The organism is Agrobacterium sp. BT-220-3 (assembly GCF_025910175.1).
Classification (GTDB): domain Bacteria; phylum Pseudomonadota; class Alphaproteobacteria; order Rhizobiales; family Rhizobiaceae; genus Agrobacterium; species Agrobacterium oryzihabitans.
Genome location: NZ_JAPAIX010000003.1, coordinates 475,606 through 491,560 on the forward strand (window position 1 = coordinate 475,606; position 15,955 = coordinate 491,560).

Here is a 15,955-nt window from a genome sequence, read left to right on the forward strand (position 1 = left end):
GCGAAACATCAGCGTGCCCTCCAAAGCCTACATCGCCCTCATCATCGCCACGCTCTGCTGGGGCGGCAACACTGTCGCCGGCAAGCTCGCCGTCGGCCACATCAGTCCCATGGCCTTCACCTTCCTGCGCTGGGTTCTGGCCGTCGCCATCATCTTCGCCATTTCCGTGCCGCAGCTGATCAGGGACTGGCCGGTGGTGAAAAAGCGCCTGCCCTATTTCTTCGTCCTCGGCAGCGTCGGTTACACCGCCTTCAACGTCTTTCTCTACACAGCGCTGCAACACACTTCCGCCATCAATGCCGCCGTCATCCAGGCCGGCATTCCCATGGTCATCTTCGTGCTGAACTTCATCCTGTTCCGCACCCGCGTGCTGTTCGGCCAGATCGCCGGTTTCTGCCTCACCATAGCAGGCGTGGCGCTGCTTGCCTCGCATGGCGATCCGGTCTCGCTGCTGCAGCTGGAGATGAACGCCGGCGACGCCATCATGCTGCTCGCGGTGCTGGTCTATGCCATCTACACCGTCATCCTGCGCTGGAAACCCGCCGTTGACTGGCGCACGCTGATGGCGATACCTGCCTTTTTCGCGCTCCTCACCTCGGTGCCGCTGGTCTTCTGGGAAATCTCGCGAAACAGCGTTGTCTGGCCGGATCAGAAGGGCTGGGTGCTGGTGGTCTATGCCGCCATTTTTGCGTCGCTCATCGCGCAGATCCTGTACATCAAGGGCGTGGAACAGATCGGCGCCAACCGCGCCGGCCTCTTCATCAACCTCGTGCCCGTCTTCGGCACGCTTTTGTCCGTTGTGGTGCTCAGCGAAACCCTGCACACCTACCAGATCGCGGCGCTGGTCATGGCGCTGGCGGGTATTGCCGTCGCAGAACGAAAAAAATCGCCGGCTCCCTGATCTCGAAGGATCAGAAGAAACCGGCGCAGTCTGGCAGGCATGAAAAAGGTGGGCTTAAAGCGCGGTTTCGCGCTCGGCCGGAGAAAAGACGGCGTTACCGAGTACGATATCGCCCTTGTCGGTGGTGACGATCAGCACTTTTTCGAGCGATCCGTCATCATTCAGGGCGAAGGCAAGGCGCAGCGCAGCGGAGGACCAGCCGGCGCCGGCAAGTGCCGTGCGCTTGATCGCGGCGCAATCGCCGCAATCATTAGCGCTCATCGCAGGCGTTGCCGGAAGATCGGCTCCGAAACCGGTAAAATAATCATCGAGCGCACCCATGGTGGCGTTCACATCGCGGTTGACGCGCAGCAGTTCTTCACGGCGCTCGCCGGTCAGCGGCGCGGCGATCGTCGAAACACATTGGCCGGCGGAAAGAACGCAGCCATCAAAACCGCCCCGAGCCGAAACACCGATCTGCGTCACCGCGCTTTTTTCGACAGCGGCAAAACCACGGGCAAAACCGGCAGCGCCAGCCGCATCGACATGGGTGGACATGGAAGCAACGGCAATTCCGCAGATGGCGGCAGCAATAATCTTCTTCAGCATTTTCATACCCCGTTTGGCGATCCGCCGGCTTTTGCCGGTCTCGATTTCTGTTTTGTGGCGCGTCCCGTCTTCGCAGGATGTCCGCTCCTTGTCTGTGATCCCACAATGGCACAGCACTGTTTTCAGCCGCTTTAAGCCGATTGCTACAATTTTATCGGTTTTCATTTTTGTACAGCGGACGCTTTTTTTCGAATATGCGCCGATATCACCGCGCCGAATTCCGGCGCAGCGTTGAGAGGCGATAAATGGGCCGCATCGCTGCGGGGGTATCGAAGGGGGTAGTGCAGGGTTTTGCAGACGATGCGGCCCCGGTTTCAACATATGATCCGCCCGCCAAACCGGTTCCTGTTTGGAGGATGGACATATGCCGGCCGCCTTGACCGTGACATTGGGAAACTCCCCGGTTTTGGCCGCCTGCCCCACCCACCTTGCGCCGCGCGCACGCTCAATGACCGGGATGAAGCGAGTGTAGCGCCCCCGGCTGGACCGGGGACGCGCGGGGATAAATGCATCTCAAAAAAGGCATGCTGGAGAGGCGCGGCACACGCTTTCGCCCCATCCCGGACACAGGAATTTTCAGCGGGTTAACAAGCCCTTGATCGGCGGCATTTGAATTAACCTTGTCTTAAAACCCGACGTTAATGGTTAGCAATTTAAGAATGGCGGAACGAAAGGGTTCCGTTATGCGTGGCGTATTTGCCGTAGTTTTTCTGATGCTCGTTCTGGCTGGCTGTGCCACCGCACCGTCACAGGTCACCAATGCCTGTGCGATTTTCGAGCAGCGGAACGGCATATTCAACAACTGGCGACGCGACGCCAAGGCGGCCGAGCGCGAGTTCGGCGTGCCGGTTCCTGTCATGATGGCGACGATCTACACCGAATCCGCCTTCCGCCCTTATGCCCGCCCACCGCGCACAAAGCTTCTCGGCTTCATTCCGTGGAAACGCCAGTCCACCGCTTACGGTTATGCTCAGGCGCTGGACGGCACATGGGGTGTTTACCAGCGCGAAACCGGCCGCTGGTCGGCAAGCCGCACCGACTTTACCGATGCGATCCATTTCGTCGGCTGGTACCACGCCAAGAGCCGCCGCGAAAACGGCATTTCGCTGAACGACCCCTATAATCTCTACCTCGCTTATTATTCCGGCCATGCCGGTTATGCCAAGGGCAGCTGGCGCAACAATTCCGGCGTCCAGAAGGCCGCCCGCCGCTCCGCCAACATGGCGCTGCGTTACGAGGCGCAGTTGCAGCAATGCGGATATCGTTGAAGTTGGAGTAGTAGGACCATTTTGTCTGCATGCAACGTGGAAAGGCAGATCACCTACCCTCTCCGTCACCCCGGACTTGATCCGGGGTCCAGCGCGATCAAGTCCTTGATCGCAAGAGACTCTTTTCACGGCGCAGACGCGCCGTGGCTGGATGCCGGATCAAGTCCGGCATGACGGTGAAGAATGAGGTCGGGCAGAAAGCTACCCTCCATAAGCCGCCAGAAACCCCCTGACCGCATCGATCTCGCCCGAGCGGATTTCATGCCCACCCGGATGCCACACGGTTTCCACCGTGCCGCCCTGCGCCTGAAGGCTCGTTTCCAGCGCCTTCGTCAGCGGCACCGGGCAGATCGGATCGCGCTCACCCGCCGTGATAAGCACCCGGCGCGTTGATTTGGCCGGGGAGATTTTCGGCTCGAACGGGATGAGCGGATGCATCAGCACCGCGGCATCGAAAAGCTCGGGCTGTTCGATCAGCACATTGGCGAGAATATTCGCACCATTGGAAAAGCCGAGACCGATGACCGGTCCGGCCTGATAATGCTCCCGGTTCGCCCTGATGAAATCCGCCATCTTGCCGGTTGCCCGTTGAAGGTCGGCCATGTCGTAAACGCCCTCGCCGGTGCGCCGGAAAAACCGCGCCGCGCCATGTTCGGAAACATCGCCGACCGGTGAGAGAATGGTGGCCTCAGGCAGCAGGCGGGAGCCGAAATCGAAAAACTGGTTCTCATCGCCGCCGGTGCCGTGCAGCAAAACGAAAAGCGGCGCACCGGCAGAACCGGCGCGGGATTTGTGGAAATAGCTGTCCTTGGTCATGAATTGCTTCCTTCTATTTCCCGTCATGGTCGGGCTTGACCCTACCATCCACGCCGATAGCGAGTGGACCCTCGGGTCAAGCCCGAGGGTGACGGCCGCCGAATTTCACTTAAAATCGATCGCGGCCGTTAAACCGCCTTCTCATCCCCAAGCGGCTCCAGCTGCTTTTCCAGCACCCGCCGCAGATGCGCATGCTGGGTCGGCAGCTTCAGCGCTTCGCCGAGATGGGCGGTGTCCTCATCCCGGTCGAAACCGGGCTCGTTGGTCGCCACCTCGAACAGGACGCCGCCCGGAGTGCGGAAATAGATCGCCCAGAAATAATCACGGTCGATCACCGGCGTCACCTGATAGCCCGTATCCATCAGCGCCTTGCGGACTTCCAGCTGCTTTTCGCGGTTTTCGACCGCAAAGGCGATGTGGTGTACCGAACCCGCACCAAGGCGCGCGCCGGAGATGTTCGGCATGGTTTCGATATCGATGACATCAGCGCCATTGCCGCCGGCAATACCGAGGCGCAGAACGCCGTCCTGACGATCCACTTCCTGATAACCCATAAATTTCAGCAGTTCGGCCGTCGCCCCTTCATCGCGAAGTCGCAGCGAGGCACCCTGAAAGCCGTGGATCGCCTGATCCGCACCGACGCCATTGCCGATCCATTGCGCACGGTTGTCGTCCCTGACCTCGACCAGCGCGAAACCGTCTCCATCCGGACCGGCAAAATGCAGGCGCTTCTCGCCGAAGGCCTCGTCGGCCTTCAGACCCTCCACACCCGCTCTGGAAAGACGATCCTGCCAATAGCCAAGCGATCCCTCGGGGATGGAAAACAGCGTGGTGCCCACTTCCCCGGTGCCGGGACGGCCACGGGCGATATGCGGGAACGGAAAATAGGTCATGACGGAGCCGGGCGTGCCGAGCTCATCGCCATAATAGAGATGATAGACATCCGGCGCGTCGAAATTGACGGTCTTCTTCACCCGGCGCAGGCCAAGCGTATCGGTGAAGAAGCTGTTGTTCTGGCGCGCGCTGGCCGCCATGGATGTGACGTGGTGCAGGCCCTTGATCTGGTTCAGCATGGTAAACCCCTTTTCGCACTGACAGGCCTCGCAATCGGGCCCGCCCTGTTCATGGCGTAAAGATGGGGTAAGAGGCGCGGCAGGCATAGACCGGCAACAGGAACGGATTGTTCCCGATTGGTGAACGATCAAACCTACTGTTCAACCAAGCCTGACGGCACGTCTCAGTGATCGTCGGCGAGGCCCATGGTCCAGTAACCGACGGCGCGCAGCGATGCCTTGGGGAAGGAAATCTCATCGGTGAGGAAGGACTTGGCAGCCCTCGCCTCCGACTTCTCGCAGGCGACGAAAACATGCAGGCCTTCATGCTCCCCCGTAAAGGCATGACCACGCAGCGCCTGTTCGATGAGGCCAGCGGTGCCGGCGGGCTTGCCGCGACGGTAAAGCCACGTCCATTCGACATTGGCGGCGCAGACGATCTCCTGCCGTTCCGCCTCGTTGTCGATCTCGGCATAGACGCTGAGCTTTTTGCCGGCCGGCATTTCCGCCGCCATGCGTAGCATCACCGGTAGCGCCGTCTCATCACCGGCAAAGACGTAACGCTCCGCCTCCGGGCAAGTGCCGCTCGGGCCGATGATGCCGAGAACGTCGCCCGGCTTTGCCGTTGCGCCGAAATTCGCGCCCGGCATGTCATCGCCCTCATGCATGACGAAATCGATATCCACCTCGCCGCGCCCGACATCGCCGGAGCGGATGGTATAGACGCGCCGCGTCAGAAGATCGTCATCCGCCGGCCAGACGATGGCGCCGGTGGGAGCGAGATAAGGCCAGACCGGTGCACGGGCCTGATCCGGCACCAGCAGCAGGCGGACATGCATGCCGCCGGTGACGAGCCTTTCGATGCCGCTTTCAACGGAAACCACGAGCCGACGCATATGCGGCGTCAGATTATAGGCGCGGACAACCTTGCCGACGAAAAGATTGGGCAGCTCGCGCTGATAGGCGCCGTGGCCGCTCCAGCGGAAATCGAGCCCCGTCTTGCCGGAAAATTCGACAATATGCTCGGCCACCATGGCCTTCACCGACATCAATATATGTTCGGAAACGCAGCTGACCCGGGCGGCAAACTGGCCGCCTTCGGCGCTGAAGCTGCCATGGCCATATTCCGCCTTGAAACGCACCGTCGTCCCTTCCCGCTCCATCTCCATATGTTCGGAGAAATGATCCTCGAAAGCATCGACAATCGATGCGGGATCGGGCAGCGAGACAGAAGTTTCTGCAGACAGGAGAGACACGGGCATAAATCCTTCACTTTATAGTCTAGTATCCTTAAACCGGACACGACCACGCTGTAAAGATATTTGCTGCGCTCCCCGTCATTCCGGCCTTGAGCCGGAATCCAGCCAGCCCAAGTCCTTGAAAATACTCCCTCGCCCTGCAGACGCACGTCGGCTGGATTCCGGCTCAAGGCCGGAATGACGCAGGAGGCCAGCAAGGTTGCTTAAGCGGTTTCCGGCAATTGCCAGTCGATCGGCTCGCGGCCGTGGGAAACCAGAAAGGCGTTTGCCTTGGAAAAATGGCCGTTGCCGAAAAAGCCGTTGTGGGCCGAAAGCGGCGAAGGGTGCGGCGAACGCAGCACCAGATGTTTTTTCTGGTCCACAAAGGCCGCCTTCTTCTGGGCATAGGAACCCCAGAGCAGGAACACCACATGCTCGCACTCGTCATTGACGGCGCGGATGACGGCATCGGTGAATTTTTCCCAGCCCTGCCCCTGATGCGAGGCGGCGCGCGATTCTTCCACCGTCAGCACGCTGTTGAGCAAAAGCACGCCCTGCTTCGCCCAGCTTTCCAGAAAGCCATGACCCACCGGGCGAATGCCGAGATCGCTCTGCAATTCCTTGTAGATATTGACGAGCGAAGGCGGGATGCGCACGCCGGGCTGCACCGAAAAGCACAGGCCATGCGCCTGGCCAATTCCGTGATAGGGATCCTGTCCAAGAATGACGACCTTGACCCTGTCGAGCGGCGTCAGATCCAGCGCCCGGAAATATTCGGCGCCTTTGGGAAAGATGTGCTTGCCGGCGGTTTTTTCGGCAAGCAGGAAATCTTTGAGCTTCAACATGTAGGGGCTGGCGAATTCGGCGGAAAGAACACGTTTCCAGCTGTCTTCGAGTTTGACGCCTGCCTCTGCCATGATGTGCCTCTTCTTACTTGAACCGGTTGCCGCGCTGCAGCACTTCGATCTTGTAACCATCCGGATCGCAAATGAAGAAATATTTCGCGAAAGGCTGGCCCTTGTATTCGGCTTCGATGATCTTGCCCGGAGACAGGCCGATATCGATAAAGCGCTGATGTTCGGCATCCACATCGGCAACACTGACGGCGAGGTGGCCGTAGCCGTCGCCCAGCGCATAAGGCACTTCACGACCCCGATTGACGGTCAGTTCCAGTTCGAAATCGCCTTCGGCATTGCTGAGATAGATCAGCGTGAAATTTTCGAACTCGGCGCGTTCCGCAATCTCGAGCCCGAAAGCCTGTTTGTAAAATTCCACCGAACGCTTTTCGTCCAGCACCCGGACCATCGAGTGGATCAGCTTGGCCATGGTGTTTCCTTCTTCTTCCTGTCGTCGTGGCCCGGTTATGCTCCGGGCATTGCGGACCAACGGGATAAAGACAGTGTGCTTCGCTTTCAACCCTAAAGGCGCTTTGTGACGGGAGGCAAAGCTTCGATCACGGCAAATGTGATGGCGAAACATCCCGGTTTTCCCGCAGGGCGAGGGCCTGCGGCAACACGGCACACAGATTTCAGCGCTCCGCCCTATCATGAGTAGAGAACTCATGATACCGGCATATCCATGCGCCTTCTTTACCTCTGTCTTGGCTGGCTTATGGTCGCGACCGGCATTGTCGGCGCGTTTCTTCCCGTTTTGCCCACCACCCCGTTCCTGCTTCTGGCGCTCTGGTGCTTTTCCCGCTCTTCGCCGAAACTGGAGGCATGGCTTCTGGCCCATCCCAGATTTGGCCCTTCGCTTCGCCGCTGGCGCGAGCGCGGCGCAATTGCCCGCAAGGCGAAGATCGCCGCCCTGTCTGCCATGTGTGCGAGTTACGCCGCCTTCTGGTTCCTGAGCGAACCGCCGGCGCTGCGCGCAGCAATCGTTGCCGCCGTCATGCTGGGCTCTGCACTCTTCATCGTCACCCGGCCGGAAAGCTGAAGGTCAGCCGCACTCAGCGGTGCCGCGACTGCGGCAGCACATAAGGAATATGCCGCGCGGGCAGCCGTCCGACGACGCCGCCAATGCCATAGACCCTAGCGATCGTCTCGTCGCTGATCGTTTCCAGCGAAGGACCGCTCGCCGTCACGCGGCCACCATGCATGACGATAAGTTGATCGGCAAATTCCGCCGCAAGGTTGAGGTCGTGCAGGATGGCAAGCACCAGACCGCCGCCTGCCGCGAAATCGCGCGCCGTTTCCAGCACCGCGATCTGGTGGCCAATATCGAGACTGGCCGTCGGCTCATCCAGAAACAGCGCCCGCACCTCGCCGTTTTCCACGGGATGCGGCACCTGCGCAAGAGCGCGGGCAAATTGCACCCGCTGCTGCTCGCCGCCCGACAGCATGTTATAGGAACGCTGCTCGAAACCGCGAAGCCCGGCCTTGGTGAGCGCCCGGCGGGCCTGTTCTTCCGGCGCACGCGACCCTTGTGCAACAGCGCCCATGCGCACGATTTCGAGCGCGGTGAAAGGAAAGGCCAGCTGGGTATTCTGCGGCAGGACGGCGCGGATGCGCGCAAGCTGAACCGGTGTGAACAACGGCAGGGCAACATCATTATAGGTTACCGACCCCGCCTCGGCGTGCATCTCGCCCGAGAGAACCTTCATCAGCGTCGATTTTCCGGCGCCGTTCGGACCGATGATGACATTGACCTTGCCCGGCTTCAGATCGACGTTGACCGCGTCGAGCAGGCGGCGGCCGGAACGGATAAGGGTGAGATTTTCGGCCCGGATCATGGCATGTTCCGCATGGAAAATCCGCCCCGGCCAAGCAGCAGGAACAGGAAGACCGGCGCGCCGATCAAAGCCGTGACCACGCCGATGGGCAATTCCGCCGGTGCTGCGACGGTGCGGGCAAAACTGTCGGCCAGAAGCAGAAGTGCCGCGCCGCCAAGCGCCGAGGCGGGCAGCAGGAACCGATGCGACGGGCCAATGGCGAGCCGCAGCAGATGTGGCACGACGATGCCGACAAAACCGATGGAGCCGGCAGCCGCCACGCTCGCGCCGCAGGCGGCGGCAACGGCCAGAATGACGACCCGCTTCAGCCGCTGCACGGGAATGCCCATGTGGAAAGCCGCCGCATCGCCAAGGATCAGCGCATCCAGCCCCCTGGCGACGAAGGGAATGATGGCGAGCACGACGACGATGAAAGGCAGGGTGGCAAGCACCTTGGCGGGAGTGGCCCCGCCAAGCGAACCGAGCGACCAGAAGGTGATGTCGCGCAGCGCCCGATCATCGGCCACGAAGATCATCAGGCCAGTCAGCGCACCGCTGATTGCCGCTACCGCGATACCGGCCAGAATGAGCGTGGTGGTGGAGGTCGCCCCGTCCTTCGTGGCGATGAGATAAAGCACCCAGGTGTTCAAAAGCCCGCCGAAAAACGCCATCAGCGGCAGGAAATGTGGTCCGAAAAACACCGCAACCGTGGCAAGCGCGCCTTCCCCGAGAGAAATGGCTGCAACCGCAAACAGCGCGGCACCCGAAGTGACGCCGACAATGCCGGGATCGGCAAGCGGATTGCGGAACAGCCCCTGCATCATCGCGCCCGAGACGCCAAGCCCTGCGCCGATCAGCATGCCGAGCGCCGTACGCGGCAGGCGCACCGCCTCGAGAATGACTTTGTCACGCGCATCGAGCTGATCCGCGCTCCCGGTGAGATAGGCCCAGAGTTCGGAAATACCGACGCCCGTGGGTCCGCTGACAAGCGACACGCCACAGGCAAACAGCAGGATGCCAACGAGCACGGCAAGGGTGACGACCCCCTGGCGGGATCTGTCGCCGGCAACCCTGCCCTCCGTGGAACTCAAGGCAGCAAGGCTCACGGCTTCACCACGTCAGGGTAGAGCTTGTGTGCGAGTTCACGGCCAGCCGCCGGCGTGCGCGGGCCAAAACCGATGAGATAAAGCCCATCCATGCTGATGAGTGCCTTGCTTACAGCAGCCGGCGTGGACTGGAAGGCGGGAAGCGCAAAAATCTCGGCTGCCTTGGCGGCATGGTCGCCACGCGCCATGGTCAACACCACGTCCGGTGCTGAGGCAATGACTGCCTCATCCGTGAGCGGCTTATAACCGCTGATTTCCTGCGCGGCATTGATGCCACCGGCCATCTCGATGATTGCTGCTGCTTCGGTGTCCTTGCCCGCCGCCATGATGCGGCCGCCGGCGCTGGAGAGCACGAAGAGCACACGCTTCCTGTTCTTTTCAGGCACGGCCGACACATCCTTGGCCAGCGCGTCCAGCCCGGCTTTGGTCTCGGCGGCCAGCGCCTTCGCCTTGTCGGAAAGACCGACCGCCGCACCGACATCCTCGATCTTCTTCGCAATAGCATCGCCGCTCGGCGGGGTATCGACGGTGACGAAAGGCACCGCGCTGGCCTTGAGGATGGCGATGACATCCGCCGGGCCGGAACCGTCTTCCGACAGGATGAGATCAGGCTTCTGCGAAAGAATGCCCTCCGACGACAGCGCCCGCATATAGCCGATATCCGGCTTCGAAAGCGCATCCGCCGGATAGCTGCTGGTGCTGTCGCGCGCCACGATGCGCTCTTCAGCGCCGAGGGCATAGAGAATTTCCGTCACCGTGCCGCCGACGGCAACGATGCGTTTCGCCTCCGGATTGCCCTTGTCGGAGGCCTGCGCACCGGGCGCGGCAACCGCGATCACGGCAGGCACGAGGGCGGCGAAAACGAACGGACGAAGGCGAAAGTTCAACATGGCGCTATCCTGAAACACAAGCTGGCACGGGCAGATATGGGCCTGCCCATCTTATTTAACTTGAGTTATTTGCACATGTTTATAGAAGGCGCAATCGATAAGTGGAGTAATTTTGTTCGCTTTGTCGTGAGCCTCTTTCCAACTTAACCACGGCTGGATATCCTGACTGAAACTGGAAACTTAAAGGGAGAATTTCATGTTTATCGCAATGAACCGTTTTCGCGTCGTTCCGGGTTACGAAGAAACCTTCGAATCCATCTGGCGCGAGCGTAAATCGCATCTGAGCGAATTGCCGGGCTATATCGAATTCCACATGCTGAAGGGCCCGAAGGCGGACGACCATACGCTTTATGCCTCGCACACCGTCTGGGCCACCAAGGACGATTTCCTTGCCTGGACAAAATCCGAACAGTTCCGCGCCGCCCATGCAAAGGCCGGTGAGAACCGCGGCAAGGTCGAATATCTCTCAGGCCCGCATTTCGAAGGTTTCGACGTCATCATCCATGAAGACAAGAACGGCGAACGCCGCTCGATTGCCGCCTGAGGCCGCCCGATGAGCATTGCAGCCCAAAAGACCGACGACCGGCAGGCCCGCGCCGCCGCAGCACTCGCCGAAAAGCCTGACGGTATCGTGGAAGCCATTGCCGCCAAGGCCGAGGTGACGCCGGCCGAAATTCTGGCGATCCTGCCCGAAGGTTCGGCCATTTCCGCCGGTTCCGATCAGTTCAACGGGATCTGGAACGAGATGCGCGGCTGGGGCGAAGTCCTGATGATCGTCCAGACCGGCGATATCGTGCTGGAAGTGCCGGGCGAGTTACCGGAAGGCAGCGAAAGCCACGGCTGGTTCAACATCCACGGTGACAGCCCCATCGGCGGTCACATCAAGAAGGACAATTGCGCCGGCATTACTTTCGTCGATCGCGGTTTCCACGGTCGGCGCTCCTGTTCCGTGTGGTTCATGAATGCCGCGGGCGGCGCCATGTTCAAGATTTTCGTCCGCCGTGACGAGAACAAGGAACTGCGGGTCGAACAGCTGGCGAAGTTCGAAGCGCTGCGTGACGGTTTGCGCGGCTGAGTGAATGGGGACCGCCGCTGCCGGGATATTGCTTCCGCCGGCGGTTTCCCTCCCTCCTCATTCCTGTGCTTGTCACAGGAATCTAGCCAGCCCAAGTCATTGGGCTGAGAAGACCCTTTCCGCCGCACAGACGTGCGTCGGCTGGATTCCTGTGACAAGCACAGGAATGAGGGTGGTGGGGATGCACTGGCATCGGCTCTCGCGATCACACCCGTCATCATCCACCCGGGATGTCTCCGCCTGACTCGTAAGGAAATTTCCACCGGTTCATCGCCCGTTCAGTGCCGTTTTTTATGATCCGCTGAAATTCGACCAGCACCAGCACGGAGCAAGCATCATGAACAACCGCCAGCCACTTCTTTCGCGCCGCAGTTTCGCCGGGCTTGTCGCGCTTGCACCGCTTTTTGCAGCGGGCGGCGCAGCTGCCGCACCGGCAAGCCTGCGCGGCAGCGTATCCTATCGCGAGCGGATCGCCCTGCCCCCGGGCGTGACCGTCACCGTGCGCCTTATCGATGTGTCGCTCGCGGATGCGCCTTCGCAGACGATCGCCGAAACGACCATCCGTCCGCGCGGGCAGGTGCCCGTGCCCTTCGTGCTGCGTTATGACGACCGCGATATCCGCGCCCGCCGCTCCTATGCGCTGAGCGCCGAAATCCGCGACCGCGACCGGCTGCTTTTCACCACCACCCGCCGTTATTCGGTGCTGACCGGCGGTCGCGACGATACCGACCTCGTGCTTGAGCGCGTTGGGGCAGGCCCGGGCAGGCCGGAGCAGGAAGCCGGCATCGACGGACGCTGGCTGGTGCAGGACATTCGCGGCGAACGGGTTCGCGGCCGCCGTGAGGCGACGCTGGAAATTTCCCGCGAAGGCCGCGTTTCCGGCAATGCCGGCTGCAACGGCATCGGCGGTGAAGTGAAGATCAGCCGCAACCGCGTCAATTTCGGCCGAATGATTTCCACACAGATGGCCTGCGCACCCGATATCATGCGCCAGGAACGGCAATTCATCGAAGCGCTGGAAGGCGCCCGTTCCTTCCGGCTGGAGCCGCGCCGGGGCACGCTGGAGTTGATCGACGGCCGCGGCCGTGCGGTCATGCGGCTGCGCCGCGCCTGAGGCGGCCGCGGCTCGCCGCAACAACGCACACCGCCGTGCTGGCAGTGGAACATTCCATGTCGCTTCCGGCACGGCGCGCACCCATTTCCCGTCCTATGACTTTGGCTGCATTCTTCTTGGCGCTTTGCTCCGCCGCAGAGCTGCGCTATGGAACGCGCCAATTACGCCGGCTCATCCGGTGCAAAGTCTTTGAGGGAAAACGATGACATCCTATGTTCTGACAGTGGCCTGCAAATCGACCCGCGGCATCGTCGCCGCGATTTCCGGTTATCTGGCGGAAAAGGGTTGCAATATCATCGACAGTTCGCAGTTCGACGATCTGGAGACCGGCAAGTTCTTCATGCGCGTCTCCTTCATTTCCGAGGAAGGCGCGACGCTGCAGGCCATCACCGACGGCTTTCAGCCGGTGGCCGAAAAATTCGGCATGGAGGCGCGCATCTACGGCGACGGCCAGCGCATGAAGACAATGTTGATGGTGTCGCGCTTCGGCCATTGCCTCAACGACCTGCTCTACCGCTGGAAGATCGGCGCGCTGCCCATCGATATCGTCGGCGTTGTCTCCAACCATTTCGAATATCAGAAAGTGGTGGTCAACCACGACATTCCCTTCCACCACATCAAGGTGACGAAGGAGAACAAGCCCAGGGCCGAAGCGCAGCTGATGGACCTCATCGAGACGAGCGGCACCGAACTGGTGGTGCTCGCCCGTTACATGCAGGTGCTCTCCGACGACTTGTGCCGCAAGATGTCGGGCCAGATCATCAACATCCACCACTCCTTCCTCCCCTCCTTCAAGGGCGCCAACCCTTACAAGCAGGCCTATGAGCGCGGCGTGAAGCTGATCGGCGCAACGGCCCACTACGTCACCGCCGATCTGGACGAAGGCCCGATCATTGAGCAGGACACGGTGCGCATCACCCACGCGCAATCGGCCGACGATTATGTCTCGCTCGGCCGCGATGTGGAAAGCCAGGTACTGGCCCGCGCCATCCACGCCCATATCCACCACCGCACCTTCATCAACGGCAACCGCACCGTCGTCTTCCCGCCAAGCCCGGGAAGTTATGCTTCCGAGCGGATGGGGTAAGCACCGGCGGTCTGGGCACACTATCCTTAGGCGTCCCCCCTCCCACCAAACACCACCCGCGCCCTCAGCCCACGGCCCTCCGCGCCATCCTCCAGTGTCAGCCGCCCGCCGAACAGCCCGGCGATCTCTTCGATGATGGCAAGGCCGAGGCCGGCGCCAGGGGCGGCGTTGGCTTCGCCGCGGGCGAAGCGCTGGCGCACCATGGCGCGTTTTTCCGGAGGGATGCCGGGGCCGTTATCCTCCACTTCCAGCCAGACGGCGCCCGTATCCCTGCCGACACGCACGGTGACTTCCGCCCCGCGCCCGGCGTAATTGATCGCATTGGAAACGAGATTGCCGATCAGCTCGCCGGTGAGGAGCGGTTCGGCGAGAATGGTCGCCTCGCCCTCGCCCTCGAAACCGAGATCGATGCCGGCCTCTGCCGCACGCGGCACGAAATCGGCCGTCACATTCTGCGCAACGGCCACGAGATCGATTGCGGAAAAATCATGCTTTTCGCTGGAACCGGCGGCATCAATATTGGCCATGCGCAGCAGCTGGGCGAGGATATGTTCGGCATGGGCCACGGACGCCCCGCCCTTCAGCGCCGCCGCCTGCGCTTCCTCAAGGCTCGCAGCGCGGGCGGAAAGCGCAAGCTGGGTGCTGATGATGGCGAGCGGCGTGCGCAGCTGGTGGCTGGCGTTGCCGGTAAAATGCCGGAGCGCATCGAGCGCCGATTGCAGCCGCACCATGAAGGAATTGACGGTCTCCACCAGATTTTCCACCTCCACCGGCACGGATTGGCGGATGGGGTGCAGGTCGTTCGGGCTGCGCTCGGCAATCGCTTCGCTGAGCCGGTAAAGCGGGCGCAGCGAAATCGTCACCGCGATCCAGACGATGATCGCCGCCCCGACGATCATCAACAGCAGGCGCAGCGCAGAGCGCAGGATGATCGCCTGCGCCAGCTGGCTGCGGGCAATGGTGGTTTCGGCAACCGTTACGGAAAAGGGTACGGAATTGATGCCGGTGGAGGCAAAACGGCGGATGGCGGCGATGCGGATCGGCTCGTCGCGAAACACCGCATCGCGATAGGCGGGGGTATCACCCGCCGGGTTCTCCACGGTCGGCAGGTTCTGGTAACCGGTGAGGAATTGCCCGTTCGGCCCATCGACACGGTAAAACACCCGGTCCTGCGCGGCGGATGTCAGCATCTCCAGCGCGACATAGGGAATGTCGACTTCCAGCGAACCGTCCTCGGCCACCACCACCCGCTCTGCAATGGCGAGTGCGGAACCGGAGAGCACCCGGTCGGAGACCACATTGGCGGTATTGACCGCCTCGCGCCATGTGTCGGTCAGCGCAACGCAGCCGATGATGGCGGTGGAGATGAGAAGCCAGCCTAAAAGACGCCGCCTGAGCGAATAGGCGGCCTGTATCATTCAGCCATCTCCGGCAGCTTTTCCAGATAATAACCGATGCCGCGCGCCGTCTTCACCGTCAACCCGTGGGGCGCGAGCCGCTTGCGCAGGCGGCTGACATATTGCTCGATGGCATTGGCGGAAATATCGTCGTCGAAGCCGGTCAGCGACTGCACGATGGCTTCCTTGGCAACCACCTTGCCCGCCCGCATGAACAGCACTTCGAGCAGCGCCACCTCGCGCGCCGGAATATCGAGCGGGCGCCCATCCGCCGAAAAGGTACGCGATGTGAGATCGAACAGCACCTTGCCGAAACTGAGCGCCGAGGAGCGCAACCCGGCATTGCGGCGCAGCAGCACCCGCACCCTCGCCTCGAATTCGGTGATGTCGAAGGGCTTGATCATGTAGTCGTCAGCGCCAAGGTCGAGCCCCTTGACCTTTTCCTCCGGCGTGCCGCGCGCCGTCAGGATCAGCACCGCCGCCTTGTCCTGGCGCGAGCGCATGGAGCGCAGCACCTCGATACCGTCCATTTCCGGCAGGTTGAGATCGAGAATGACCAGATCGAAGCTTTCCGCCGCAATCGCCGCATCGGCGGAAGCGCCATCGGACACCACATCCACCGCATAACCGCTGCCGCGCAGAAGCGCCGACAGCCCCTCCGACAGCACCTGATTGTCCTCGACCAGCAAAATACGCAAATCTTCCCTCCCACA

Annotated in this window: 18 protein-coding genes; 7 read left to right on the plus strand and 11 right to left on the minus strand. The window is 61.4% G+C overall.

The features are described from left to right. The first annotated feature begins 13 nt into the window (after window positions 1–13). Window positions 14–901, plus strand: a complete 888-nt coding sequence (locus tag OK142_RS12655) for a DMT family transporter (protein WP_498683076.1) — start codon at window positions 14–16, stop codon at window positions 899–901. A 54-nt stretch (window positions 902–955) separates the two neighbouring features. Here the strand turns inward: OK142_RS12655 and OK142_RS12660 are convergent, their stop codons facing one another. Beyond that, window positions 956–1,489 (minus strand): transglutaminase-like cysteine peptidase, encoded by a 534-nt coding sequence (locus OK142_RS12660; RefSeq protein WP_498683078.1) that lies wholly within the window; start codon window positions 1,487–1,489, stop codon window positions 956–958. Window positions 1,490–2,172: 683 nt separating this feature from the next. On the opposite strand from OK142_RS12660, the gene OK142_RS12665 reads away from it, so the two are divergent. Next, entirely contained in the window at window positions 2,173–2,757 is a 585-nt protein-coding gene (locus OK142_RS12665) for a transglycosylase SLT domain-containing protein (RefSeq protein WP_035228041.1), read from the plus strand. 201 nt (window positions 2,758–2,958) lie between these two features. Here the strand turns inward: OK142_RS12665 and OK142_RS12670 are convergent, their stop codons facing one another. The 5 genes from OK142_RS12670 to OK142_RS12690 all read right to left on the minus strand — a co-directional run bounded on the left by OK142_RS12670 (window position 2,959) and on the right by OK142_RS12690 (window position 7,189). After that, window positions 2,959–3,573: an alpha/beta hydrolase gene (locus tag OK142_RS12670; protein WP_498683081.1), complete on the minus strand. Its 615-nt coding sequence runs from the start codon at window positions 3,571–3,573 to the stop codon at window positions 2,959–2,961. 128 nt (window positions 3,574–3,701) lie between these two features. Then, entirely contained in the window at window positions 3,702–4,646 is a 945-nt protein-coding gene (locus tag OK142_RS12675; RefSeq protein WP_498683083.1) for a VOC family protein, read from the minus strand. Window positions 4,647–4,810: 164 nt separating this feature from the next. After that, the gene (locus OK142_RS12680) at window positions 4,811–5,887 is read right to left on the minus strand and encodes a siderophore-interacting protein (RefSeq protein WP_498683085.1); all 1,077 of its coding nucleotides are present in this window, start codon (window positions 5,885–5,887) and stop codon (window positions 4,811–4,813) included. Between the two features lie 200 nt (window positions 5,888–6,087). Further along, window positions 6,088–6,780 (minus strand): uracil-DNA glycosylase, encoded by a 693-nt coding sequence (gene ung / locus OK142_RS12685; RefSeq protein WP_498683087.1) that lies wholly within the window; start codon window positions 6,778–6,780, stop codon window positions 6,088–6,090. Between the two features lie 13 nt (window positions 6,781–6,793). Beyond that, window positions 6,794–7,189: a VOC family protein gene (locus tag OK142_RS12690; RefSeq protein ID WP_137038183.1), complete on the minus strand. Its 396-nt coding sequence runs from the start codon at window positions 7,187–7,189 to the stop codon at window positions 6,794–6,796. A 252-nt stretch (window positions 7,190–7,441) separates the two neighbouring features. Between OK142_RS12690 and OK142_RS12695 the strand changes: the two genes are divergently transcribed. Continuing rightward, a complete protein-coding gene (locus OK142_RS12695) occupies window positions 7,442–7,798 on the plus strand; it encodes a YbaN family protein (RefSeq protein ID WP_082182847.1) in 357 nt (118 codons plus the stop codon). Window positions 7,799–7,811: 13 nt separating this feature from the next. Here OK142_RS12695 and OK142_RS12700 read toward each other — a convergent pair whose 3' ends face one another. From OK142_RS12700 to OK142_RS12710, 3 genes are read right to left on the minus strand one after another with little or no spacing between them, the layout of a single operon-like run. Beyond that, the gene (locus tag OK142_RS12700) at window positions 7,812–8,594 is read right to left on the minus strand and encodes a heme ABC transporter ATP-binding protein (protein WP_082182848.1); all 783 of its coding nucleotides are present in this window, start codon (window positions 8,592–8,594) and stop codon (window positions 7,812–7,814) included. Continuing rightward, a complete protein-coding gene (locus OK142_RS12705) occupies window positions 8,591–9,679 on the minus strand; it encodes a FecCD family ABC transporter permease (protein ID WP_498683091.1) in 1,089 nt (362 codons plus the stop codon). Before OK142_RS12705 ends, OK142_RS12700 begins: the two co-directional genes overlap by 4 nt. Continuing rightward, a complete protein-coding gene (locus OK142_RS12710) occupies window positions 9,676–10,569 on the minus strand; it encodes a heme/hemin ABC transporter substrate-binding protein (protein ID WP_498683094.1) in 894 nt (297 codons plus the stop codon). Before OK142_RS12710 ends, OK142_RS12705 begins: the two co-directional genes overlap by 4 nt. A 196-nt stretch (window positions 10,570–10,765) precedes the next feature. Between OK142_RS12710 and hmuQ the strand changes: the two genes are divergently transcribed. The 4 genes from hmuQ to purU all read left to right on the plus strand — a co-directional run bounded on the left by hmuQ (window position 10,766) and on the right by purU (window position 13,845). Further along, on the plus strand, window positions 10,766–11,113 hold the full coding sequence (gene hmuQ / locus OK142_RS12715; protein WP_003522597.1) for a heme-degrading protein HmuQ: 348 nt from the start codon (window positions 10,766–10,768) through the stop codon (window positions 11,111–11,113). A 9-nt stretch (window positions 11,114–11,122) separates the two neighbouring features. Beyond that, the gene (gene hutX, locus OK142_RS12720; RefSeq protein ID WP_003491870.1) at window positions 11,123–11,644 is read left to right on the plus strand and encodes a heme utilization cystosolic carrier protein HutX; all 522 of its coding nucleotides are present in this window, start codon (window positions 11,123–11,125) and stop codon (window positions 11,642–11,644) included. 337 nt (window positions 11,645–11,981) lie between these two features. Beyond that, on the plus strand, window positions 11,982–12,758 hold the full coding sequence (locus tag OK142_RS12725) for a YbaY family lipoprotein (RefSeq protein WP_498683096.1): 777 nt from the start codon (window positions 11,982–11,984) through the stop codon (window positions 12,756–12,758). Between the two features lie 202 nt (window positions 12,759–12,960). Next, entirely contained in the window at window positions 12,961–13,845 is an 885-nt protein-coding gene (gene purU, locus OK142_RS12730) for a formyltetrahydrofolate deformylase (protein ID WP_082182853.1), read from the plus strand. A gap of 26 nt (window positions 13,846–13,871) precedes the next feature. On the opposite strand, the gene OK142_RS12735 is transcribed toward purU, so the two are convergent. Then, the gene (locus OK142_RS12735) at window positions 13,872–15,263 is read right to left on the minus strand and encodes a sensor histidine kinase (protein ID WP_498683098.1); all 1,392 of its coding nucleotides are present in this window, start codon (window positions 15,261–15,263) and stop codon (window positions 13,872–13,874) included. Next, entirely contained in the window at window positions 15,260–15,940 is a 681-nt protein-coding gene (locus tag OK142_RS12740; RefSeq protein ID WP_010972345.1) for a response regulator, read from the minus strand. Before OK142_RS12740 ends, OK142_RS12735 begins: the two co-directional genes overlap by 4 nt. Between the last annotated feature and the right edge of the window lie 15 nt (window positions 15,941–15,955).

Coding starts and splice junctions, on each gene's coding strand:
- OK142_RS12660 (WP_498683078.1), bottom strand. CDS start 1,489: ATGCTGAAGAAGATTATTGCTGCCGCCATCTGCGGAATTGCCGTTGCT.
- OK142_RS12665 (WP_035228041.1), top strand. CDS start 2,173: ATGCGTGGCGTATTTGCCGTAGTTTTTCTGATGCTCGTTCTGGCTGGC.
- OK142_RS12670 (WP_498683081.1), bottom strand. CDS start 3,573: ATGACCAAGGACAGCTATTTCCACAAATCCCGCGCCGGTTCTGCCGGT.
- OK142_RS12675 (WP_498683083.1), bottom strand. CDS start 4,646: ATGCTGAACCAGATCAAGGGCCTGCACCACGTCACATCCATGGCGGCC.
- OK142_RS12680 (WP_498683085.1), bottom strand. CDS start 5,887: ATGCCCGTGTCTCTCCTGTCTGCAGAAACTTCTGTCTCGCTGCCCGAT.
- ung (WP_498683087.1), bottom strand. CDS start 6,780: ATGGCAGAGGCAGGCGTCAAACTCGAAGACAGCTGGAAACGTGTTCTT.
- OK142_RS12690 (WP_137038183.1), bottom strand. CDS start 7,189: ATGGCCAAGCTGATCCACTCGATGGTCCGGGTGCTGGACGAAAAGCGT.
- OK142_RS12695 (WP_082182847.1), top strand. CDS start 7,442: ATGCGCCTTCTTTACCTCTGTCTTGGCTGGCTTATGGTCGCGACCGGC.
- OK142_RS12700 (WP_082182848.1), bottom strand. CDS start 8,594: ATGATCCGGGCCGAAAATCTCACCCTTATCCGTTCCGGCCGCCGCCTG.
- OK142_RS12710 (WP_498683094.1), bottom strand. CDS start 10,569: ATGTTGAACTTTCGCCTTCGTCCGTTCGTTTTCGCCGCCCTCGTGCCT.
- hmuQ (WP_003522597.1), top strand. CDS start 10,766: ATGTTTATCGCAATGAACCGTTTTCGCGTCGTTCCGGGTTACGAAGAA.
- hutX (WP_003491870.1), top strand. CDS start 11,123: ATGAGCATTGCAGCCCAAAAGACCGACGACCGGCAGGCCCGCGCCGCC.
- OK142_RS12725 (WP_498683096.1), top strand. CDS start 11,982: ATGAACAACCGCCAGCCACTTCTTTCGCGCCGCAGTTTCGCCGGGCTT.
- purU (WP_082182853.1), top strand. CDS start 12,961: ATGACATCCTATGTTCTGACAGTGGCCTGCAAATCGACCCGCGGCATC.
- OK142_RS12735 (WP_498683098.1), bottom strand. CDS start 15,263: ATGATACAGGCCGCCTATTCGCTCAGGCGGCGTCTTTTAGGCTGGCTT.